The organism is Flavobacterium sp. ZB4P23, from assembly GCF_003970375.1.
Taxonomy (GTDB): domain Bacteria; phylum Bacteroidota; class Bacteroidia; order Flavobacteriales; family Flavobacteriaceae; genus Flavobacterium.
This window is the reverse complement of the sequence record NZ_RYDK01000006.1, coordinates 103,049-122,236: the sequence shown is the minus strand read 5'-3', so window position 1 is coordinate 122,236 and position 19,188 is coordinate 103,049. Positions and strand designations below refer to the sequence as shown.

Sequence of the window (19,188 nt, the reverse complement as noted above, 5' to 3'; positions counted from 1 at the left end):
AATAAAAAATAATATTCATGAAATTAAACAAAGTGCTTTTAGCTTTTTTTATTTGTTGTTTTCAAGCAGGAATTTCTCAGACATTTACGCAACCTATTGCAGATTTAGCAGATCCTCATATTACTTATGTAAACGGATACTATTACTACACTGGAACTACTGGTGGAGACATTTCTATTAAAAAGGCAACAACTCTTGAAGGCTTAAAACAAGTGAGATTAACAAGATTATTTGGACCGGGAAATGTGGGTGCTCAAACAGGAGACTATTGGGCACCCGAATTACATCAACTGGATGGGAAGTGGTATATTTATTACACTGCTAAAGAAACAGGGTCAAATGTTCAAAAATCATTTGTGATCGAAAACAGTACCAGCGACCCAATGTCAAATAATTGGAATTTCAGGGGAAAGCTTTCTTCTACGGGTGCGGATTATTATGCTATAGACGGAACAGTTTTGGAACTTTTAGGGAATCGCTATTTTTTCTGGTCAGGAATAGACGCAACAACAAATGCACTTGGAAGAGATAAACCGCAAAGAATTTATGTGTCTTTAATGAGTAATCCGTGGACTCTGACTGGCTCAAGGTCATTGTTATCAAGCCCAGGGGAATTGTCTGGAGGAAATTTTGGTGATGTAAATGAAGGACCTGAAATTCTTTTAAAAAACGGAAAGATATTTATGGCCTATTCTGCCAATGGTTGTTGGACACCAGACTACAAAATGGGGATGATGTATATGAATGATTCGGCTAATCCTTTACTTCTGTCTTCTTGGACAAAGATGCCAGACCCTGTTTTTGCAACAAATGCGGCAACCCGTAGCTATGGTCCGGGACACAATTGTTTCTTTAAATCTCCGGACGGTACAGAAGATTGGTTTGCCTATCATGCAACGCCAAATTCTGGAGGTGATTGCGGAAATACTAGAACTACAAGAGCTCAAAAAATCACTTTTGATGGAAACGGAATTCCACAATTTGGAAAGCCTTCCGTTATAGGAGAACCAGTAACTGCACCTAGTGGAGAACCTACATTGCCTTTTCAAGGGGTGGCAAATGGGCTGTATAAGATTAAACAAAAGAACACTACAAAATTAGTTGAAATTGCAGGAGCTGTTTATGGCAATCCTGCAAACATTATACAATGGGAGGACAACGGTGGACTAGGGCAACAATGGTGGATTCAAGCTACTGGGGATGGTTACTATACTTTTATATCTGCATTGAGTGGTTTAGCAATGGAGATTGGAGGTTGTAGCGTTTCTAATCTAGCTAGTGCCACAATTTGGACGCCTAATGGAGCTCCTTGTCAATTATGGTCTATAACGGATATCGGTTCAGGGAATTATAGTATTACTAATAAGAATAGTGGTAAAACACTCGAGATAGATGCTGCTGATATCAATGTTAACGGGGGAAATGTTCAGCAAAACACTTCGACTGGAACAGATAATCAACAGTTTAAACTTGAATTTGTAAGAGCAACGTTAAACACATTAAATATGGATAGGTCCAGCACGGTGAAAATTTATCCAAATCCAGCAAAAGAAAAATTTATAATTACCGGACTAAATAACCATGGTAGCATTGCAAAAATCAAAATTATTGATATCACAGGGAAAACTATAAAGAAAATTAACACGACTACGACTGATGCGGAATGTAAGGTTGATGTTTCGGCTTTAAAATCTGGATTATATTTTCTTCATATTACCATTGAAGGAAATACAATTAACGAAAAAATAATTATTGATTAAAGCCTTACTTAAATAGTATATTAAACCTCTAAAATTGAGTCAAAAAACATCAAAAAAACAACAATGAAAAAAGCGATTTTAATTATCTCATTTTTATTTACATTTTCTATAACAGTGGGACAAAACCCAAAAAAGATGTCCATTACATTACTTAAAAAAAGTGATTTTGAAAGAGAGATTGATGGCAAACAAGTACGATTATACACCTTAAAGAATCATTCAGGAATGATTTCAGAAATTACCAATTACGGAGGGAAAGTAGTTTCGTTATGGACGCCAGATAGAAAAGGTCATTATGAGGATATAGTTTTAGGATATTCTAACCTTACTGATTATTTAAATTCTAAAGAAAAATATTTTGGGGCTTTAATCGGAAGATATGGAAATCGTATTGCTAACGGAAAATTCACACTAAATGGTAAAGAATATGATTTGGCCCAAAACAATGGTCGTAACCATCTTCATGGAGGAAATAAAGGCTTAGAATCTGTTGTTTGGGATGCAAAACAAGTGGATGGTCAAACTTTAGAATTACGGTATGTATCTAAAAATATGGAAGAGGGTTATCCTGGCAATCTTGTTGTAAAAGTTGTTTACAAACTTACAAACAATAATGAATTAAAAATTGAGTATTGGGCATCTACTGATGCGCCAACGGTAGTAAACTTAACCCATCATTCATTTTTTAATTTAAAAGGAGCAGGAAACGGAACAATTAACAACCATCTTTTACAGATTAATGCAGCTTATTACACACCTGTTGACAATGGATTGATTCCTACAGGAGAGGTTGCTAGTGTAGAAAATTCCGTTTTCGACTTCCAAAAAATAACTGCGATTGGAGAAAGGGTTAATACTAAAGATCCGCAACTCAAATATGGTCTTGGTTACGACCACAACTTTGTCCTTAATCAAAATTTGGAAGGTTTAAACTATGCCGCAAAGGTTATAGAACCTGTGTCCGGGAGAACTATGGAAGTTTACACAAATGAACCTGGATTGCAGTTTTACGGAGGGAACTTTTTAAATGGTACTGAAATCGGAAAAAAAAGTAAAGCTTATGAGTATAGAACAGCTTTTTGTTTGGAGACCCAACATTTCCCGGATAGCCCTAATAAAAATCATTTCCCTACAACTACAGTAAATCCCGGGGAAAAATACTATTCTATTTGTATTTATAAGTTTTTTATTTCAAAATAAGGCAAAATTTTAAATTATATAAGATGACTATCCGCTAAGTGGGCTAAATTTTCAAGAGAGAACTATTTCTAAAAAAGTTAGCCAATAATTTTATTAATTTTCACCAATTTTTTTAAAATTAGAATAGAAATTCGCGGCAATTCGGGGCTTGACTAATGAATTGGTATTAGTTACTGACAACCATTTTATATAAATAAGGACAAGCAATACTTTAGTTTTGTCAAAGCAATAAATTTGTATCTTTAAATCAACAGTTCAACCGATGAGCTGGACCTACGTAGCGAATAAAGTTAACGCCTTATCGCTTGATTAGGACTTCATCGGTTTTTAGTAAAAAGTATCAGAGTAGGGATTTTATAGGGTTTAGCTCATCATAACGAATTCCTGACATTCAAAGCACTCTTATTCTCAATTTGTTCTTTTGTACCTTTTAAAATCATCTGTGCCAAAATTCTTCCCATAGCTTCAAAATTCGTTGAAATGGTTGTGATTCCGTTTTCAACTACTTTTTTCAAAGGCGTTTCGTTGTAGGAAATAACGCCAAAATCACTACCTAGATTTAAGTTTTGAAGTTTTGATTTTTCAATTACACGCACTAAATCCCTGTCACTCGGGATGATGTACACTTCACCTTTATTAATTTCCCGATTCTTAAATTCAGTAATGATTTCATAATCGAAAGCAAAGTCTTTGCAAAAATTCTCAAAACCAATTCTCATTCCCAAAGGTTCACGAAATCCCGGAAAAATCATAATCATTTTTTCATATTTATCTAGTCTGGATTTCCCTTTCAGTAAGCCCTCATAAATGTCTTTTACGAAATTTTGATACACGGCAGGAAAGGATTTTAGTTCTGGATTGGTCTGGTCTAATATGTATACATCATTAACTGGTAGGGTTTTTATCACGATGGCGGCCTGGGTTAAATTGGTCGGCATGATGATGTATTTGGTGTAATTGCCATTACTGTCATTAATTAGTTTCTGGAAAACAGGAGCATTAAAATGATGGAAGAAAATGTCTACCTGAACATTTGTACCAATGTTTTCCAGAAACGAATTATACAGGTCTTCTTTGAAAATATTCAATTCGTCAAAAAGTAAAAAAATCCGTTGTTTTATTCTTACTTCGGTGCTTTTTATATAGTATCCTTTCCCAAGAATAGCATAAATAATACCTCTTTTTTTTAATTCGTCGTAGGCTAGAAGAACCGTATCTCGAGACAATGAAAACTCTAAGCACACTTTATTTATTGAGGGGAGTTTGTCTCCTTTTATTAATTTTCCTTCTTCAATTCCCTTCTCAACGGTAATGATAATTTGTTTGTATTTAGGAACTCCAATATTGTTTTGAATGGAAATTATTTTCATAAAAAATGGAATTTCTTGGCAATATACAAAAACTGGTAGGTACTGGTATGTAAGTAACAGTAATTATTTTACTTTTGGTTTTAATATTTCATAAATAAATAATGAAAATAAAACACATATCACATTTTAAAGCTAATTCTGTAATGAAATTATTTGGTTTTACATCAGATGGTGAAGAGGTTTCTCTTTATGAATTAACTAACAAAAATGGAATGCAACTTAAAATCACCAATTATGGTGCAACTATTACTTCGTTGAAAATGCCACTGAAAAACGGTGCATTGGTAGATGTGGTATTGGGTTTTGATACTTTAGATGCTTACATAAAATCATTTGATCTGGAAAGTGCGCCATACTTTGGTGCAACCATTGGAAGATATGCTGGCAGAATTAATAATGGCTTTTTTAGTTTGAACGGTAAAGCTTTTCATTTAAATAAAAACAATAACAATAATTCGTTACATGGTGGAAATATTGGATATAGTCAAAAAAATTGGCGAGTAGAAAACGTGAAAGAAGGCAAAAACCCGGCTATTACTTTCGCATATTTCAGTCCTGATGGGGAAGAAAATTATCCAGGAGGCTTATCAGTAGAAATCACCTATATGGTATCGGAAGACAATGAATTAATTATAGAGTATAAAGCCATTTCGACCGAAGATACAGTTGTGAATTTAACCCATCACAGTTATTTTAATCTCGATGGTCACGATTCTGATATTTTAGAACAAGAGTTAATCGTTAACGCTCAAAAAATGGTAGAGACTACTGATCAAAATAGTCCAACTGGTAGATTTTTGGATTTAGATAATAAACCTTTCGATTTTAATCAACCTAAAAAGTGTCCTCCAAAAATTGATGCCACTTTTGTATTAGAAAAGGAAAATGAATTTGCTGCTTCTCTTTTTAATAAAAACAATAATTTGAAAATGACCGTTTATACGAATCAACCTGGGGTTCATATTTATGTTGGTGGGAACTGTTTTAATACAATAAAAGGAAAAGAAAATGCAAATTATCATGCTTTGAGCGGTATTTGTTTTGAGACGCAAAATTTTCCTGATGCACCAAATCACGAACATTTCCCGAATGCTATTCTAAAAAAAGGTGAAATATATTATCATAAAACAAGTTATAAATTCCAATCTTTTTAAAATGAAAAATAGTAAAACTATATTGTCGTTGTTACTGTTATTTTTGTTTTTTACGTCCAGTAATTCTCAAACGAATGTGGATCATACGCCAACTCCAATAGTTGCTACTTTTGCAAAAGGAGCTGATATAGGATGGTTGCCACAAATGGAAGCCACAGGATATAAATTTTATGATACTGACGGTATTGAAAAAGATTGTTTGCAACTCCTAAAGGACAGAGGAATGAATACCATTCGGCTTCGTGTTTGGGTCAATCCAAATGACGATAAAGCCAGTGGGCATTGCAGCAAGGAAGAAACCGTTGTCATGGCTTTGCGTGCGCAAAAAATGGGAATGCGCATCATGATCAATTTTCATTATAGCGATTCGTGGGCCGATCCGGCAAAACAAGCGAAACCCGCAGCCTGGGCAAATCATACTTTTCAGGAGTTAATGACGGATGTGTATGATCATACTTTTGATGTTTTGAATGCCTTGAAATCAGCAGGAGTTACTCCGGAATGGGTTCAGGTAGGCAATGAAATTCCAGGTGGAATGATGTGGCCGGAAGGAAGTACCAAAAACTGGAATCAATTGGCACAATTACTCAACAAAGGGTATGAAGCTACAAAAGCTATTGATCCTAAAATTAAAGTAATCGTTCATCTTGACGAAGGAAATAATAATGAAAAATTCAGATTATTTTTTGATAACGCTACAGCAAATAATGTAAAGTACGACGTGATTGGACTGTCCTATTATCCTTTTTGGATCAAGAAAGATTACACAGAAACTATTGCGGATTTAGCGTATAATCTAAACGATATGGTGGACAGATACAACAAAGAAGTGATGGTTGTAGAAGTTGGTGGGGAATATGACAAAGCGCAAAATACGTACGAAATGTTAGCAGCAACAATCAAAGCAGTCGAAGCGGTACCAAATAACAAAGGACTTGGCGTAATGTATTGGGAACCACAAGGAGAAAAAAGTTGGAGCGGTTATTCCCTGAGTGCTTGGCAGTCTGACGGAAAACCATCAATGGCTTTAGATGCGTTTAAGGATTAGTTAAAGAAAAGAAATGCCGCTTAATCCTAGGAAAAAACAGCATTTTATTAATTTTTTTGCAACATAAGTAAGTCGAAAGTTTAAAAGTCGTAAAGTCAAAAGAATTAATTTTAAGTAAAATAGCTTTAAATCAGATTGTTACATAATTTTATCCTGATTTTAAAATACGACATTATACCATGGTTATTACTTATAAGTCATTGAAGTTTTTAATTTGAATTAAATCAAGTAAAAACTCGGTATTCATTTAAGTAAAGTCATTAATCATTTAAAGAATATTTTAACTTACATTCACTGTAAATGGTTAATTGACAGGCGTACAATGCTATACAACCAGAAGTACATGGAGCAGGACTAAAGAGCGGTAAATTGACCTTGTACGCTACTAAATAAACCAAAATTCATATAGTTTTACTGAATATTTAAAAAAATAACAACAGCGAGTTCCTAAAAAAAGGAAATGGATAATTTTTAAATCATGAATGACATTTTAGTACACAAAACAATTGATTTTTTTCAGGAGACTTTTGGATCAGAGCCTGAAAAAATTGTTCTTTCCCCGGGCAGAATCAATATTATAGGAGAGCACATTGATTACAACGATGGTTTTGTTTTGCCGGCAGCCATCGATAAAATTATTTGTTTTGCTTTCGAAAAAAACAATTCGGATACCGCTAAAATTGTGGCTATAGATTTGAATGACGAGTTCGAAGTTTATACAAACGAAGAGCAAAATCAGACGGATAGTGTATGGACAAATTACCTGCGTGGTGTTCTGAATCAATTGAAAAGGAACGGTTATTCCGTGGAGGGTTTCAATTGTGTTTTCAGCAGTAATATTCCGGTTGGTTCCGGTTTGTCATCTTCGGCGGCTTTAGAATGTGGCTTTTTGTATGGTTTAAATGAACTGTTCAATTTTAAAATTAAACCCATTGATATTGCGCTTATGGGACAAAAAGCAGAACATTGGGTGGGAATCAATTGCGGAATTATGGACCAGTTTTCCAGTGTAATGGGTCTTGAAAACAAAGTCATAAAAATTGATTGCAGGACATTAGAATATGAATACCATAATGCTAATTTTAGTGATTACTCCTTAGTTTTATTCGATAGTAATGTCAAACATTCCTTATTTAGCTCGGCTTACAATACCAGACGGAAAGAATGTGAAGAAGGAATATCGATAATTAGTGCTTATTTCCCGGAAATTAGTAGTTTTAGAGATTGTAAAGAAGAGGACGTTTGGAGTCTAAAAGATAAAATGTCTGCGAATGTTTTCAAAAGGAGCCTTTTTGTAGTGAAAGAAATGAATCGCGTGAAACTGGCTTGTGACGCTTTGGATGATGGAAACATTGAAGTTTTAGGACAGCTAATGTTCAGTACGCACGAAGGATTATCATTGGATTATGAAGTGAGTTGCGCCGAATTGGATTTTTTAGTACACACGGTGAAAGAGGACAAATCAGTGATAGGCTCTCGATTAATGGGCGGCGGTTTTGGCGGTTGTACCATTAATTTGATTAAAAAAGGACAAGAAGAGCGAATTAAAAAGCAGCTCTCTACTCTTTATTTAGATAAATTTGGAATAGAATTAAAAATTTATGATGTTAAAATTGGAAACGGAACATCACTTTATAACAATAATTAGAATGAAAAACTTTGATATCAACGAAGATCCGCACAGACGTTATAATCCGTTAATTAACGAATGGGTGCTGGTTTCTCCACATCGTTCGAAACGCCCTTGGCAAGGGCAAAATGAAGTGGTACCTTCGGATGCATTGCCCGGATATGACCCGACTTGTTATTTGTGTCCAGGGAATGTTAGAGCGAATGGAATGGTAAATCCGGATTATGAAAGTTCTTTTGTTTTTGAAAATGATTTTGCGGCTTTAAAACAAGAAGAAATAGCTTTTGAGGAAAATATAAGCGAGACTTTTTTTAGAGCAAAACCAGAAAGAGGAATTTCTCGAGTGGTTTGCTTTTCGCCAAAACACCACTTGACATTGCCAGAAATGCCGGCCGAAGCGATTGAAAATATCATTCGTACCTGGCAAAAAGAATATATGGATTTGGGTAATGTGGAGTACATCAACCACGTTCAGATTTTTGAAAATAAAGGAAGTGCGATGGGGTGCAGCAATCCGCATCCGCACGGACAAATTTGGGCCCAATCATCTTTGCCCACCGAAGTGGAAAAAACGCAAAAAAATCTAAAAACGTATTTTGATAAACACAACAGAACACTTTTTCAGGATTACTTACAAGAGGAAATGAAACTGGACGAGCGCATTGTTGTTGAGAATGATCATTTCGTGGCATTAGTCCCTTTTTGGGCGATTTGGCCCTACGAAACTATGATTGTCAGCAAACGAAATGTGAGTAAAATAACTGATTTCACGGAAACCGAAGTGACGGATTTTGCAATTATTTTAAAACATTTGACAACCAAATACGATAACCTTTTTGAAACATCTTTTCCATATTCATCCGGAATTCATCAGTCGCCAACAGACGGAGAATTGCATCCGGAATGGCATTTTCACATGCATTTTTATCCACCATTGTTGCGGTCTGCAACCGTAAAGAAATTTATGGTAGGGTATGAAATGATGGGTGAATCGCAAAGGGACATCACGGCGGAGAAAAGTGCAGCCGTTTTAAGAGCGCAATCAAATGTACATTATAAAAATAGATAACCATTAACCAATAACCAAATACATTTAACCAATGCAAACTTTAGCAATCCAAGATTATATTGTCTTTTTCTTCTATTTCATCCTGATTGTCAGTTATGGAATATGGATTTACAGAAAGAAAAAGAAAGAAGAAACGAGCAGTAAAGATTATTTCTTAGCAGAAGGATCGCTTACTTGGTGGGCCATAGGCGCATCATTAATTGCCAGTAATATTAGTGCGGAGCAATTTATAGGAATGAGTGGAAGTGGTTTCAAAATGGGACTGGCGATTGCTACGTATGAATGGATGGCAGCTTTTACCTTGATTATCGTTGCTATTTTCTTTATTCCGGTATACTTGAAAAATAAAATTTTCACCATGCCGCAATACCTGAATCAAAGGTATAACAGTAATGTTGCTATGATTATGGCTGTTTTTTGGTTGTTGTTGTATGTCTTGGTCAATCTTACTTCTATATTGTATTTGGGCGCTTTGGCGATAAGCAGCATTTCTGGTCTGGATATTACTTTGTGTATGATTTTCTTAGCGTTTTTTGCGGTGATGATTACGCTGGGCGGAATGAAAGTGATTGGGTATACGGATGTGATTCAAGTTTTCTTTTTGATCTTGGGTGGATTGGTTACTACTTATTTAGCATTGAATTTAGTTGCCGAAGAATTTGGTTCTACGGGAGTTATAAATGGGTTCAATTTGATGACGACTCATGCAAACGACCATTTTCACATGATTTTTGAAAAAACGAATCCTAATTATATGGATTTACCAGGATTGTCAGTTTTGATAGGAGGAATGTTAATCATCAATTTAAATTATTGGGGATGTAACCAATACATTACACAACGTGCGTTGGGGGCGGATTTAAAAACGGCGAGAAATGGAATTTTGTTTGCTGCTTTCTTGAAATTGCTAATGCCTATAATTGTTGTTTTGCCCGGAATAGCTGCTTTTGTATTGTATCAGAACGGGCATTTTGGCGCTGAAATGTTGCAAGATGGTACAGTAAATCCTGATCGTGCGTATCCGGTTTTGTTAAATTTGCTTCCTGTGGGCCTAAAAGGACTTTCATTTGCTGCTTTGACTGCGGCGATTGTAGCGTCATTGGCCGGAAAAGCGAATAGTATCGCTACTATTTTTACGTTGGATATTTACAAAACCAAATTGAATGTGCATGCCGATGAAAAGACATTAGTTAATGTGGGGAAGAAAGCAATTGTAGCGGCGATGTTAATTGCAGTTGTAGTAGCGCCTTTTCTTGGAATTGATAAAAAAGGAGGATTTCAATACATTCAGGAATATACAGGTTTTGTAAGTCCGGGCGTTTTCGCTATGTTTATTTTAGGATTCTTTTGGAAAAAAACAACTTCTAACGCGGCTTTGTTTGCAACAATTGGTGGATTTATGTTTTCTATTCTGTTTAAATTCATGCCGGCTTTTGTAGATTTATCGTTCCTTCATTCTTCCGGTTTTTCAGTTCCAAATGGGAATGGTGTCTATGAAATTCCTTTTATTGATCGCATGGGATTTGTTTTCTTAATTTGTGTCATCGGGATGTACAGCATCAGTATGTATGAAACAGCGCGAGGCGTTAAAACTAATGGTCTGGAAATTGATCGTACCATGTTTAAAATGTCACCAGGTTTTACCGTAGGCATGTTGATTGTTCTTTCGATTATTGCAGCGTTTTACACTATTTTTTGGTAGATAATGTTTTAGATTCAAAAAAAGCGATGCGTTCAATTTCTATTGAATTCATCGCTTTTTTGTTGTTTAAAAAAGTGTATTGAGGATCATAAAAACGATTCAAATCCATTAGTTATGAATCCATAAAAACTTCAATTAATCTTAAATAAAAAAGACATCTAATAAAAACATAGAAAAAAGAGCCAGATAGCCCAATTATTAGGTTGCTTCTCCAGTCCTTCTGTGGTATTGGGCCACATAGATTTGGTTTTCTCTAAAAAAAGTGACAGGCCTACCGGAATTACAAAATCGATATTTCTAGCCAGCACAGAGCGAAGTCGGAGTGAGGTTTAAAAATTAGACCTAATGGCTATAAGGACTTTTTTAATTTAGGACTGATTATTTCCCGAAGAAACGTTATATTTTTAGTTTAATTTTTCATGTCCATTTTTTTATTAGATGAGACAAAACTTTAAAGATGTATTAACCCAAAAATATAAGGCACAAAAAAAAGCCTTCGGAGTAACGAAAGCTTTTATAGTTGTTGAGGTTTTTTTAGTTGGTTACTAATGCATCTTGTTTCCAAGTTTTTACGGAAGCAATTCTGCTGTTAGAATAGTCTACTTCGTTTAAATTATTGCCATTCCAAAAAAGCCATTTTCCAGTTTTTTCTCCATTTTCATAAATAGCAACAGATAGTTTATTACCATTTGTGTCGTACGCAGTCCAGATCCCTTCCAATTTTCCATTTTTAAAAAAGCCTTCTTGTTGTACTTTTCCATTTTCAAAGTAGTAAGTTGTTTTTACTAAATCACCTAGAGCTTCTAATTTTGGATTATTTTCTTGAGCGAATGCTATTCCTGAAAAAAGCAGTGCGGTTAATATTATATATTTTTTCATGGTTTTGGGTTTTTAAAATTCATATTGGCTTAACAAATATATAAATTATTTTACAATAAAAAAACTTTTACTTAACAATTTAGTAACATTAGAATAAAATTTAACATTTTAACGAAGTGCCTTGCGTTACTCATTACTAAAATTTCTTATTTCTCAATTCATTATTCATAATTAGTCCTAAATTTGCAGCCATGTCCAAAGGACAAAATAATCAAAAATTTAGAACATGTATAGAAGTCATAACTGTGGCGAGTTGAACGCCTCACATATTAACACCGAAGTTACACTTGCCGGTTGGGTGCAAAAATCACGTGATAAGGGATTTATGAACTGGGTTGATTTGCGCGACCGTTATGGAATTACGCAATTAATTTTTGACGAAGGTCGTTCGGATAAAACAGTTTTTGAAAGAGCTAAAACCCTTGGTCGTGAATTTGTGATTCAAGTAAAAGGTACTGTTATTGAGCGCGAAGCCAAAAATAATAATATCCCAACGGGAGCGATAGAAATTTTAGTAACGGAACTTACTATTTTGAATGCTTCTCTCACGCCTCCTTTTACTATTGAAGACGAAACGGATGGTGGCGAAGATATCCGAATGAAATACCGTTACCTTGATATCCGAAGAAATCCAGTGAAAAACAGTTTGATGTTTCGTCATAAAGTAGCGATGGAAGTGCGTAAATATCTTTCGGATTTGGATTTCTGTGAAGTAGAAACTCCTTATTTGATCAAGTCTACTCCAGAGGGAGCCAGAGATTTTGTGGTGCCTTCCAGAATGAATGAAGGGCAATTTTACGCATTGCCACAATCCCCGCAAACGTTCAAACAATTATTGATGGTGGGCGGAATGGATAAATATTTCCAAATCGTAAAATGTTTCCGAGATGAAGATTTGCGAGCAGACAGACAGCCGGAGTTTACACAAATTGATTGTGAAATGGCTTTTGTGGAACAAGAAGATATTTTGAATGTTTTCGAAGGACTGACCAGACATTTATTAAAAGAAATAAAAGGTATTGAAGTAGAAAAATTTCCAAGAATTACCTATGAATATGCTATGAAGACCTACGGAAATGACAAGCCGGACATTCGTTTCGGAATGGAGTTTGGGGAATTAAATGAAGTAGCACAACACAAAGAATTCCCAGTTTTTAATGCGGCGGAATTTGTGGTTGGAATTGCAGTTCCGGGAGTTGGGAGCTATACCCGCAAAGAAATTGATGGATTAATTGACTGGGTGAAGCGTCCTCAAGTGGGTGCATCCGGAATGGTGTATGTAAAATGCAATGAAGATGGAACCTATAAATCATCCGTTGACAAATTTTACGATCAAGACGATTTAGCACAGTGGGCAAAAATCACCGGAGCAAAACCCGGAGATATGATTTTTGTGCTTTCTGGTCCTACTGATAAAACGCGAACGCAGTTAAGTGCGTTGCGTATGGAACTCGCCACTCGTTTAGGATTGCGAAATCCAGCTGAATTTGCTCCGTTGTGGGTGGTTGATTTTCCTTTATTAGAGTTTGACGAGGAAAGTGGCCGTTACCATGCCATGCATCATCCTTTTACATCTCCTAAGCCGGAAGATATGCACTTACTGGAAACCGATCCAGGGAAAGTTCGTGCCAATGCGTATGATATGGTTTTGAATGGAAATGAAATTGGTGGTGGTTCAATACGTATCCATGATAAAGCAACACAGGAATTAATGTTCAAATATTTAGGCTTCACAGCGGAAGATGCAAAAGCGCAATTTGGATTCCTGATGGATGCATTTCAGTTTGGCGCACCGCCACACGGAGGATTGGCTTTTGGATTGGACCGTTTAGTAGCCATTCTTGGCGGACAGGAAACCATTAGAGACTTTATTGCCTTTCCAAAAAATAATTCGGGCAGGGATGTTATGATTGATGCTCCGTCTAAAATTGACGAATCACAGTTAAAAGAGCTGCATATAAAGTTAGCGTAATTGTAGTTTGTCGATAAAATTCGTTAGAAAACGTTGAATGTCAATATTTTTGCAAAATAAAAACACAACATCGTATTTCGTATTATATTAAATATTACATTTGCTCCATTATAAATTATTATTACTATTACAATGCGTACAGGTACAGTTAAATTTTTCAATGAATCTAAAGGTTACGGATTCATTACAGACGAAGAAACAGGAAAAGACATTTTTGTTCATGCATCAGGAATCAACGCGGAAGAATTACGCGAAGGGGATAGAGTTAGCTATGAAGAAGAAGAAGGAAGAAAAGGAAAAGTTGCTGCGAAAGTAGCAGTGATCTAAGCATAAAAATTAATTTTTTTGCCTACGAATGTTTAAAACGTTCCGATATTTATCGGAACGTTTTTTTTTGCACCAAAGCGTAGTATTCAAAAAGACTACTGATATTTGACTTTGTTAAACCCTTGGGATGTTAAACACATCACAAGATAAATATTTTTTGTTATTTATAATTAATAAAAATTGTAAATTTACATCGATATAGTAGCCATGTATTTTTAAGTTTTCATTGCTATTTAATAATTTGAAGGGTATCTTTGTCATTTATATTTATTTAAAAAAACCACAACCATGCAATCCGATCAATTAAGTTATATTCCAATATTAATGCAGTTAGTTTTAGCGGTGGGATTTGTTGTAGGCACCATAATAATTTCTGGTAAATTAGGGCCTAAAAGATCTTCAGAAGCGAAAGATAAAAACTTTGAATGCGGTGTTGAATCGGTAGGAAATGCCAGAATTCCATTTTCTGTTAAATATTTTCTAGTAGCCATATTGTTTGTTTTGTTTGATGTGGAGGTAATTTTTCTGTATCCCTGGGCAGTCAATTTCAAAGAATTAGGAATGGAAGGAATGGTAAAGATGGTGATTTTTATGTCTTTGCTTTTGATAGGGTTTTTCTATATCATCAAAAAGAAAGCGTTAGAGTGGGAATAAAAATTTATTTTTAAATGCTGAATTTTAAATTTTAAATGGTTTCATTATAATTTACAATTCAAAATTTGTAATTCAAAATAATAAAAGATGAGTGATTCTAAAATAAATATGGTAGCGCCACCCGAAGGAGTTGTAGGAGAAGGTTTCTTCGCTACAAAACTGAATGATGTTGTGGGTATGGCTCGTGCTAATTCATTATGGCCATTACCTTTTGCAACCTCTTGTTGCGGTATAGAGTTTATGGCAACAATGGCTTCGCATTATGATTTGGCTCGATTTGGCTCAGAGCGAGTGAGTTTCTCTCCGCGCCAGGCCGATATGTTAATGGTAATGGGAACGATTTCAAAAAAAATGGCCCCTATTTTGCGTCAGGTATATGAGCAAATGGCAGAGCCTCGTTGGGTAATAGCCGTTGGTGCTTGCGCTTCCTCTGGAGGGATTTTTGACACCTATTCTGTTTTGCAGGGAATTGATAAAGTGATACCGGTCGATGTCTATGTTCCGGGTTGTCCGCCAAGACCGGAGCAAATTGTTGACGGAGTTATGAAATTACAAGAGTTGGTTCGAACTGAATCCGTAAGAAGAAGAAGTTCCCCGGAATACCAAGAATTATTAGCTTCGTATAATATCAAATAAAAGAATGGCGCTAGAAACGATACAAATCCAAGAGAAATTAGTTGAGACATTTGATTCAGCTGTTTTTGAATTCAATCAAGAGAGAGATATATTTTCATTTGAAGTTACTGCGGACAAAATTACTGCGGTGATTCTTTTTTTAAAAAATGATCCCATATTGCGTTTTCATTTTTTAACTGATCTATGTGGAATTCATTACCCAGATAATGATGTAGAACATCAATTTGCGGTAGTATATCATTTACACAATTGGTACGAAAACAAAAGAATTAAAATCAAAGTGTTTATCAATGGTGAAACCCCTGAAATAAAATCGATATCAAGTATTTTCCTAAGTTCAAACTGGATGGAAAGAGAAACGTATGATTTTTATGGGATAAATTTTATTGGTCATCCGCAATTGAAACGTATCTTGAATATGGACGAAATGATTTCTTTTCCAATGCGAAAGGAATTCCCAATGGAAGACAGCGGAAGAACGGATAAAGATGACCGTTTCTTTGGTAGAACAACCGACAATTATTAAAAAAAAAACAATTATAATTTTTCACATTAAATAAATGTCAGAACTATTATTATCCCCAGAGCATCGCTATGCTAAAAGAATTGCAGCGCAGTTAAATGAAGATGGAAGCGAGCTTTCTATATTGAATTTAGGTCCTACGCATCCTGCGACTCACGGTATTTTTCAAAATATCCTGTTGATGGATGGAGAGCGAATTCTGGAGGCGGAACCAACCATTGGTTACATCCACAGAGCTTTTGAAAAAATCGCTGAAAACAGACCTTTTTACCAAATCACTCCCCTCACGGACAGAATGAATTATTGTTCGTCGCCTATCAATAACATGGGTTGGTGGATGACATTAGAAAAATTATTAGATATTGAAGTTCCTAAAAGAGCACAATATTTAAGAGTTATCGTAATGGAGTTGGCGAGAATTACGGATCACATTATTTGTAATTCAATCCTTGGTGTCGATACCGGCGCCTATACCGGTTTTTTGTATGTTTTCCAATTTAGAGAAAAAGTATACGAAATATACGAAGAAATTTGCGGGGCTCGTTTGACTACCAATATGGGAAGAATTGGTGGTTTCGAAAGAGATTGGTCACCAGAAGCCTTTAGAAAATTAGATGTTTTTTTAGCTGATTTTCCAGTCGCTTGGAAAGAATTTGAAAACTTATTCGAAAGAAATAGAATTTTTATTGACAGAACTGTAAATGTTGGCGCTATATCGGCTGAGCAAGCTATGGCATACGGATTTACCGGTCCTAACTTACGGGCTACCGGTGTTGATTATGATATTCGTGTTGCGCAACCCTATTCTTCTTACGAAGATTTTGATTTTATTGTTCCGGTGGGAAAATCAGGAGATACATATGATCGTTTCTGTGTTCGTAACGCTGAAGTTTGGGAAAGTTTGAGTATTATTCGTCAGGCATTGGAAAAAATGCCAGAAGGCAACGAGTTCCATGCGGATGTCCCGGATTATTACCTTCCGCCTAAAGAGGATGTGTACAACAATATGGAATCCTTGATTTACCATTTCAAAATTGTAATGGGTGAAGTTCCGGTTCCGGTTGCTGAGGTGTATCACCCGGTAGAAGGAGGTAATGGAGAACTTGGTTTTTACTTGGTTACTGATGGAAGTCGGACGCCGTACAGATTGCATTTTCGCAGACCTTGTTTTATCTATTACCAAGCCTATCCAGAAATGATAAAAGGAGCCTTGCTTTCAGATGCAATTGTTATTTTATCAAGTTTAAATGTTATTGCCGGAGAATTAGACGCTTAATGAAATTATAAATGATGAATTATAAATTTTGAATGAAAGTTAAAAAACATTAAAAATTTAGCATTCAAAATTTGAAATAATAAAAAATGGAACGTACGTATCACAAACAAGAAATAAATATGACTGAAGCATTGATGTCTCGCATCAATGAATTGATTAGTCATTATCCTGAAAACAAAAGAAAATCGGCGTTATTGCCTATTTTGCATGAAGTTCAAGACGCTCATGAGAATTGGTTGAGTATTGAATTAATGAATAAAGTGGCCGAAATCCTTTTGATTAAACCAATTGAAGTGTACGAAGTAGTGTCGTTTTATACGATGTACAACCAAAGACCAATTGGAAAATACATGTTCGAATTTTGCCAAACCTCTCCTTGTTGTTTGAACGGAGTCGAGGATTTAATGGATTACACTTGTGAAAAATTAGGTGTAAAAGTAGGTGAAACTACTCAAGATGGTCTTTTTGAAGTAAGAGGCGTGGAATGTTTAGGAGCTTGTGGTTACGCTCCAATGATGCAATTAGGAGACTTTTATAAAGAACATTTGACGGTGGCAAAAATCGACCAGTTAATTGAAGATTGCAAAAATGATACAATAGTTTTACACGATACATAATATGTCACAAAAAATATTATTAGATAAAATAAATATTCCGGGGATTAAAACTTACGAAGTGTACCGTCAGAATGGTGGATATGCTTCAGTAGAAAAAGCCATCAAAACATTAACGCCAGACGAGGTTGTCGAAGAAGTGAAAACTTCCGGATTGCGAGGTCGCGGTGGGGCAGGTTTTCCCGCAGGAATGAAGTGGAGTTTCATTGATAAAAAATCAGGAAAACCAAGGCATTTAGTTTGTAATGCGGATGAATCAGAACCAGGAACTTTTAAGGATCGTTATTTGATGGAATTTATTCCTCATTTGTTGATTGAAGGAATGATCACTTCCAGTTATGCTTTGGGTGCAAACCTATCCTACATCTACATTCGTGGAGAATATATGTGGGTTTATAAAATATTAGAAAGAGCCATTAACGAAGCAAAAGCCGCTGGATTTTTGGGTAAAAATATATTAGGTTCAGGCTATGATTTAGAACTATATGTTCATTGTGGTGCCGGAGCTTACATCTGTGGCGAAGAAACTGCATTGATAGAATCGTTGGAAGGAAAAAGAGGAAATCCTCGCATCAAGCCACCATTTCCTGCTATTTCAGGACTTTGGGCTAATCCAACGGTGGTGAATAACGTAGAGACGATCGCCGCGGTGCCGTGGATTGTTAATAATTCAGGTGCAGAATATGCCAAAATTGGTATTGGGCGTTCTACAGGGACCAAATTAATTTCGGCTTCTGGACATATTAAAAATCCGGGTGTTTATGAAATTGAATTGGGTTTAAGTGTTTATGAATTCATGAATTCTGATGAATATTTAGGCGGAATGAGTTCTGACAGACCTTTGAAAGCATTTGTACCCGGTGGAAGTTCTGTTCCGGTTTTACCAGCGCATTTGATTTATAAAACTGCCGCCGGTGAAGATCGTTTAATGTCCTACGAATCGTTAAGTGACGGTGGATTTGCAACAGGTTCTATGTTAGGATCAGGTGGATTTATCGTTTATAATGATACCTCTTGTATTGTACGTAATACTTGGAATTTCTCTCGTTTTTACCACCATGAAAGTTGTGGACAATGTTCCCCTTGTCGTGAAGGAACAGGCTGGATGGAAAAAGTATTGCATAGAATAGAAAATGGTCACGGTCGGGAAGAAGATATCGATTTGTTGTTGAGCATTCAAAGCAAAATTGAAGGTAATACAATTTGTCCATTGGGTGATGCGGCAGCTTGGCCAGTGGCAGCGGCGATTCGGCACTTTAGAGATGAGTTTGAATACCACATTCGTTTCCCGGAAAAAATAAAACATAGAGATCATTTTGTTGCGGAACCTTTTGAAAAAGTAAAGCATTTAGTTTCTAAAGAAATGATTTAAGA

17 protein-coding genes are annotated in these 19,188 nt (G+C 35.6%); 15 read left to right on the top strand and 2 right to left on the bottom strand.

Going from position 1 to position 19,188, the window contains the following annotated elements; genetic code table 11:
- The first annotated feature begins 17 nt into the window (after nucleotides 1-17).
- Together EKL99_RS11070 and EKL99_RS11065 are read left to right on the top strand one after the other, a co-directional pair.
- Nucleotides 18-1,760 (top strand): family 43 glycosylhydrolase, encoded by a 1,743-nt coding sequence (locus tag EKL99_RS11070; protein ID WP_126576954.1) that lies wholly within the window; start codon nucleotides 18-20, stop codon nucleotides 1,758-1,760.
- Between the two features lie 63 nt (nucleotides 1,761-1,823).
- Nucleotides 1,824-2,960 (top strand): aldose epimerase family protein, encoded by a 1,137-nt coding sequence (locus tag EKL99_RS11065; protein ID WP_231507427.1) that lies wholly within the window; start codon nucleotides 1,824-1,826, stop codon nucleotides 2,958-2,960.
- Between the two features lie 371 nt (nucleotides 2,961-3,331).
- Here the strand turns inward: EKL99_RS11065 and EKL99_RS11060 are convergent, their stop codons facing one another.
- Nucleotides 3,332-4,330, bottom strand: a complete 999-nt coding sequence (locus EKL99_RS11060) for a GntR family transcriptional regulator (RefSeq protein ID WP_126576952.1) — start codon at nucleotides 4,328-4,330, stop codon at nucleotides 3,332-3,334.
- Between the two features lie 101 nt (nucleotides 4,331-4,431).
- Between EKL99_RS11060 and EKL99_RS11055 the strand changes: the two genes are divergently transcribed.
- The 5 genes from EKL99_RS11055 to EKL99_RS11035 all read left to right on the top strand — a co-directional run bounded on the left by EKL99_RS11055 (nucleotide 4,432) and on the right by EKL99_RS11035 (nucleotide 10,933).
- Nucleotides 4,432-5,484, top strand: a complete 1,053-nt coding sequence (locus EKL99_RS11055; protein WP_197037236.1) for an aldose epimerase family protein — start codon at nucleotides 4,432-4,434, stop codon at nucleotides 5,482-5,484.
- A 1-nt stretch (nucleotide 5,485) separates the two neighbouring features.
- Complete coding sequence (locus EKL99_RS11050) at nucleotides 5,486-6,532, top strand: glycosyl hydrolase 53 family protein (protein WP_126561269.1); 1,047 nt, start codon at nucleotides 5,486-5,488, stop codon at nucleotides 6,530-6,532.
- 478 nt (nucleotides 6,533-7,010) lie between these two features.
- Nucleotides 7,011-8,180 (top strand): galactokinase, encoded by a 1,170-nt coding sequence (gene galK / locus EKL99_RS11045; RefSeq protein WP_126458199.1) that lies wholly within the window; start codon nucleotides 7,011-7,013, stop codon nucleotides 8,178-8,180.
- A gap of 1 nt (nucleotide 8,181) precedes the next feature.
- Complete coding sequence (locus EKL99_RS11040) at nucleotides 8,182-9,231, top strand: UDP-glucose--hexose-1-phosphate uridylyltransferase (RefSeq protein WP_126576951.1); 1,050 nt, start codon at nucleotides 8,182-8,184, stop codon at nucleotides 9,229-9,231.
- Between the two features lie 31 nt (nucleotides 9,232-9,262).
- Nucleotides 9,263-10,933: a sodium/sugar symporter gene (locus EKL99_RS11035; protein WP_126458206.1), complete on the top strand. Its 1,671-nt coding sequence runs from the start codon at nucleotides 9,263-9,265 to the stop codon at nucleotides 10,931-10,933.
- A gap of 534 nt (nucleotides 10,934-11,467) precedes the next feature.
- Here the strand turns inward: EKL99_RS11035 and EKL99_RS11030 are convergent.
- On the bottom strand, nucleotides 11,468-11,812 hold the full coding sequence (locus tag EKL99_RS11030) for a toxin-antitoxin system YwqK family antitoxin (RefSeq protein ID WP_126458211.1): 345 nt from the start codon (nucleotides 11,810-11,812) through the stop codon (nucleotides 11,468-11,470).
- A gap of 226 nt (nucleotides 11,813-12,038) precedes the next feature.
- On the opposite strand from EKL99_RS11030, the gene aspS reads away from it, so the two are divergent.
- From aspS to nuoF, 8 genes are all read left to right on the top strand, one after another.
- Nucleotides 12,039-13,784 carry an aspartate--tRNA ligase gene (aspS, locus tag EKL99_RS11025; RefSeq protein ID WP_126458214.1) on the top strand — a complete coding sequence of 582 codons (1,746 nt, stop codon included), beginning with the start codon at nucleotides 12,039-12,041 and terminating at the stop codon, nucleotides 13,782-13,784.
- A gap of 132 nt (nucleotides 13,785-13,916) precedes the next feature.
- Complete coding sequence (locus EKL99_RS11020) at nucleotides 13,917-14,111, top strand: cold-shock protein (RefSeq protein ID WP_007137066.1); 195 nt, start codon at nucleotides 13,917-13,919, stop codon at nucleotides 14,109-14,111.
- A gap of 288 nt (nucleotides 14,112-14,399) precedes the next feature.
- Nucleotides 14,400-14,765 (top strand): NADH-quinone oxidoreductase subunit A, encoded by a 366-nt coding sequence (locus EKL99_RS11015; protein ID WP_126458217.1) that lies wholly within the window; start codon nucleotides 14,400-14,402, stop codon nucleotides 14,763-14,765.
- 87 nt (nucleotides 14,766-14,852) lie between these two features.
- Nucleotides 14,853-15,401, top strand: coding sequence for an NADH-quinone oxidoreductase subunit B (locus EKL99_RS11010; RefSeq protein WP_113664545.1), 549 nt, complete (start codon nucleotides 14,853-14,855; stop codon nucleotides 15,399-15,401).
- Between the two features lie 4 nt (nucleotides 15,402-15,405).
- A complete protein-coding gene (locus EKL99_RS11005; protein WP_126458220.1) occupies nucleotides 15,406-15,927 on the top strand; it encodes an NADH-quinone oxidoreductase subunit C in 522 nt (173 codons plus the stop codon).
- Nucleotides 15,928-15,961: 34 nt separating this feature from the next.
- Nucleotides 15,962-17,200 (top strand): NADH-quinone oxidoreductase subunit D, encoded by a 1,239-nt coding sequence (locus EKL99_RS11000; RefSeq protein ID WP_126576950.1) that lies wholly within the window; start codon nucleotides 15,962-15,964, stop codon nucleotides 17,198-17,200.
- A gap of 86 nt (nucleotides 17,201-17,286) precedes the next feature.
- The gene (locus EKL99_RS10995; RefSeq protein ID WP_126458223.1) at nucleotides 17,287-17,817 is read left to right on the top strand and encodes an NAD(P)H-dependent oxidoreductase subunit E; all 531 of its coding nucleotides are present in this window, start codon (nucleotides 17,287-17,289) and stop codon (nucleotides 17,815-17,817) included.
- Between the two features lies 1 nt (nucleotide 17,818).
- Entirely contained in the window at nucleotides 17,819-19,186 is a 1,368-nt protein-coding gene (nuoF, locus tag EKL99_RS10990; RefSeq protein WP_126553081.1) for an NADH-quinone oxidoreductase subunit NuoF, read from the top strand.
- The last annotated feature ends 2 nt before the right edge of the window (nucleotides 19,187-19,188 follow it).

What these genes read in the sequence shown, in the direction of transcription:
- EKL99_RS11030 (WP_126458211.1), bottom strand. Translation starts at nt 11,812, where the DNA reads ATGAAAAAATATATAATATTAACCGCACTGCTTTTTTCAGGAATAGCA.
- EKL99_RS10995 (WP_126458223.1), top strand. Translation starts at nt 17,287, where the DNA reads ATGGAACGTACGTATCACAAACAAGAAATAAATATGACTGAAGCATTG.
- galK (WP_126458199.1), top strand. Translation starts at nt 7,011, where the DNA reads ATGAATGACATTTTAGTACACAAAACAATTGATTTTTTTCAGGAGACT.
- EKL99_RS11055 (WP_197037236.1), top strand. Translation starts at nt 4,432, where the DNA reads ATGAAAATAAAACACATATCACATTTTAAAGCTAATTCTGTAATGAAA.
- EKL99_RS11060 (WP_126576952.1), bottom strand. Translation starts at nt 4,330, where the DNA reads ATGAAAATAATTTCCATTCAAAACAATATTGGAGTTCCTAAATACAAA.
- EKL99_RS11065 (WP_231507427.1), top strand. Translation starts at nt 1,824, where the DNA reads ATGAAAAAAGCGATTTTAATTATCTCATTTTTATTTACATTTTCTATA.
- EKL99_RS11050 (WP_126561269.1), top strand. Translation starts at nt 5,486, where the DNA reads ATGAAAAATAGTAAAACTATATTGTCGTTGTTACTGTTATTTTTGTTT.
- EKL99_RS11040 (WP_126576951.1), top strand. Translation starts at nt 8,182, where the DNA reads ATGAAAAACTTTGATATCAACGAAGATCCGCACAGACGTTATAATCCG.
- EKL99_RS11010 (WP_113664545.1), top strand. Translation starts at nt 14,853, where the DNA reads ATGAGTGATTCTAAAATAAATATGGTAGCGCCACCCGAAGGAGTTGTA.
- EKL99_RS11035 (WP_126458206.1), top strand. Translation starts at nt 9,263, where the DNA reads ATGCAAACTTTAGCAATCCAAGATTATATTGTCTTTTTCTTCTATTTC.
- EKL99_RS11005 (WP_126458220.1), top strand. Translation starts at nt 15,406, where the DNA reads ATGGCGCTAGAAACGATACAAATCCAAGAGAAATTAGTTGAGACATTT.
- nuoF (WP_126553081.1), top strand. Translation starts at nt 17,819, where the DNA reads ATGTCACAAAAAATATTATTAGATAAAATAAATATTCCGGGGATTAAA.
- EKL99_RS11000 (WP_126576950.1), top strand. Translation starts at nt 15,962, where the DNA reads ATGTCAGAACTATTATTATCCCCAGAGCATCGCTATGCTAAAAGAATT.
- EKL99_RS11070 (WP_126576954.1), top strand. Translation starts at nt 18, where the DNA reads ATGAAATTAAACAAAGTGCTTTTAGCTTTTTTTATTTGTTGTTTTCAA.
- EKL99_RS11015 (WP_126458217.1), top strand. Translation starts at nt 14,400, where the DNA reads ATGCAATCCGATCAATTAAGTTATATTCCAATATTAATGCAGTTAGTT.
- aspS (WP_126458214.1), top strand. Translation starts at nt 12,039, where the DNA reads ATGTATAGAAGTCATAACTGTGGCGAGTTGAACGCCTCACATATTAAC.
- EKL99_RS11020 (WP_007137066.1), top strand. Translation starts at nt 13,917, where the DNA reads ATGCGTACAGGTACAGTTAAATTTTTCAATGAATCTAAAGGTTACGGA.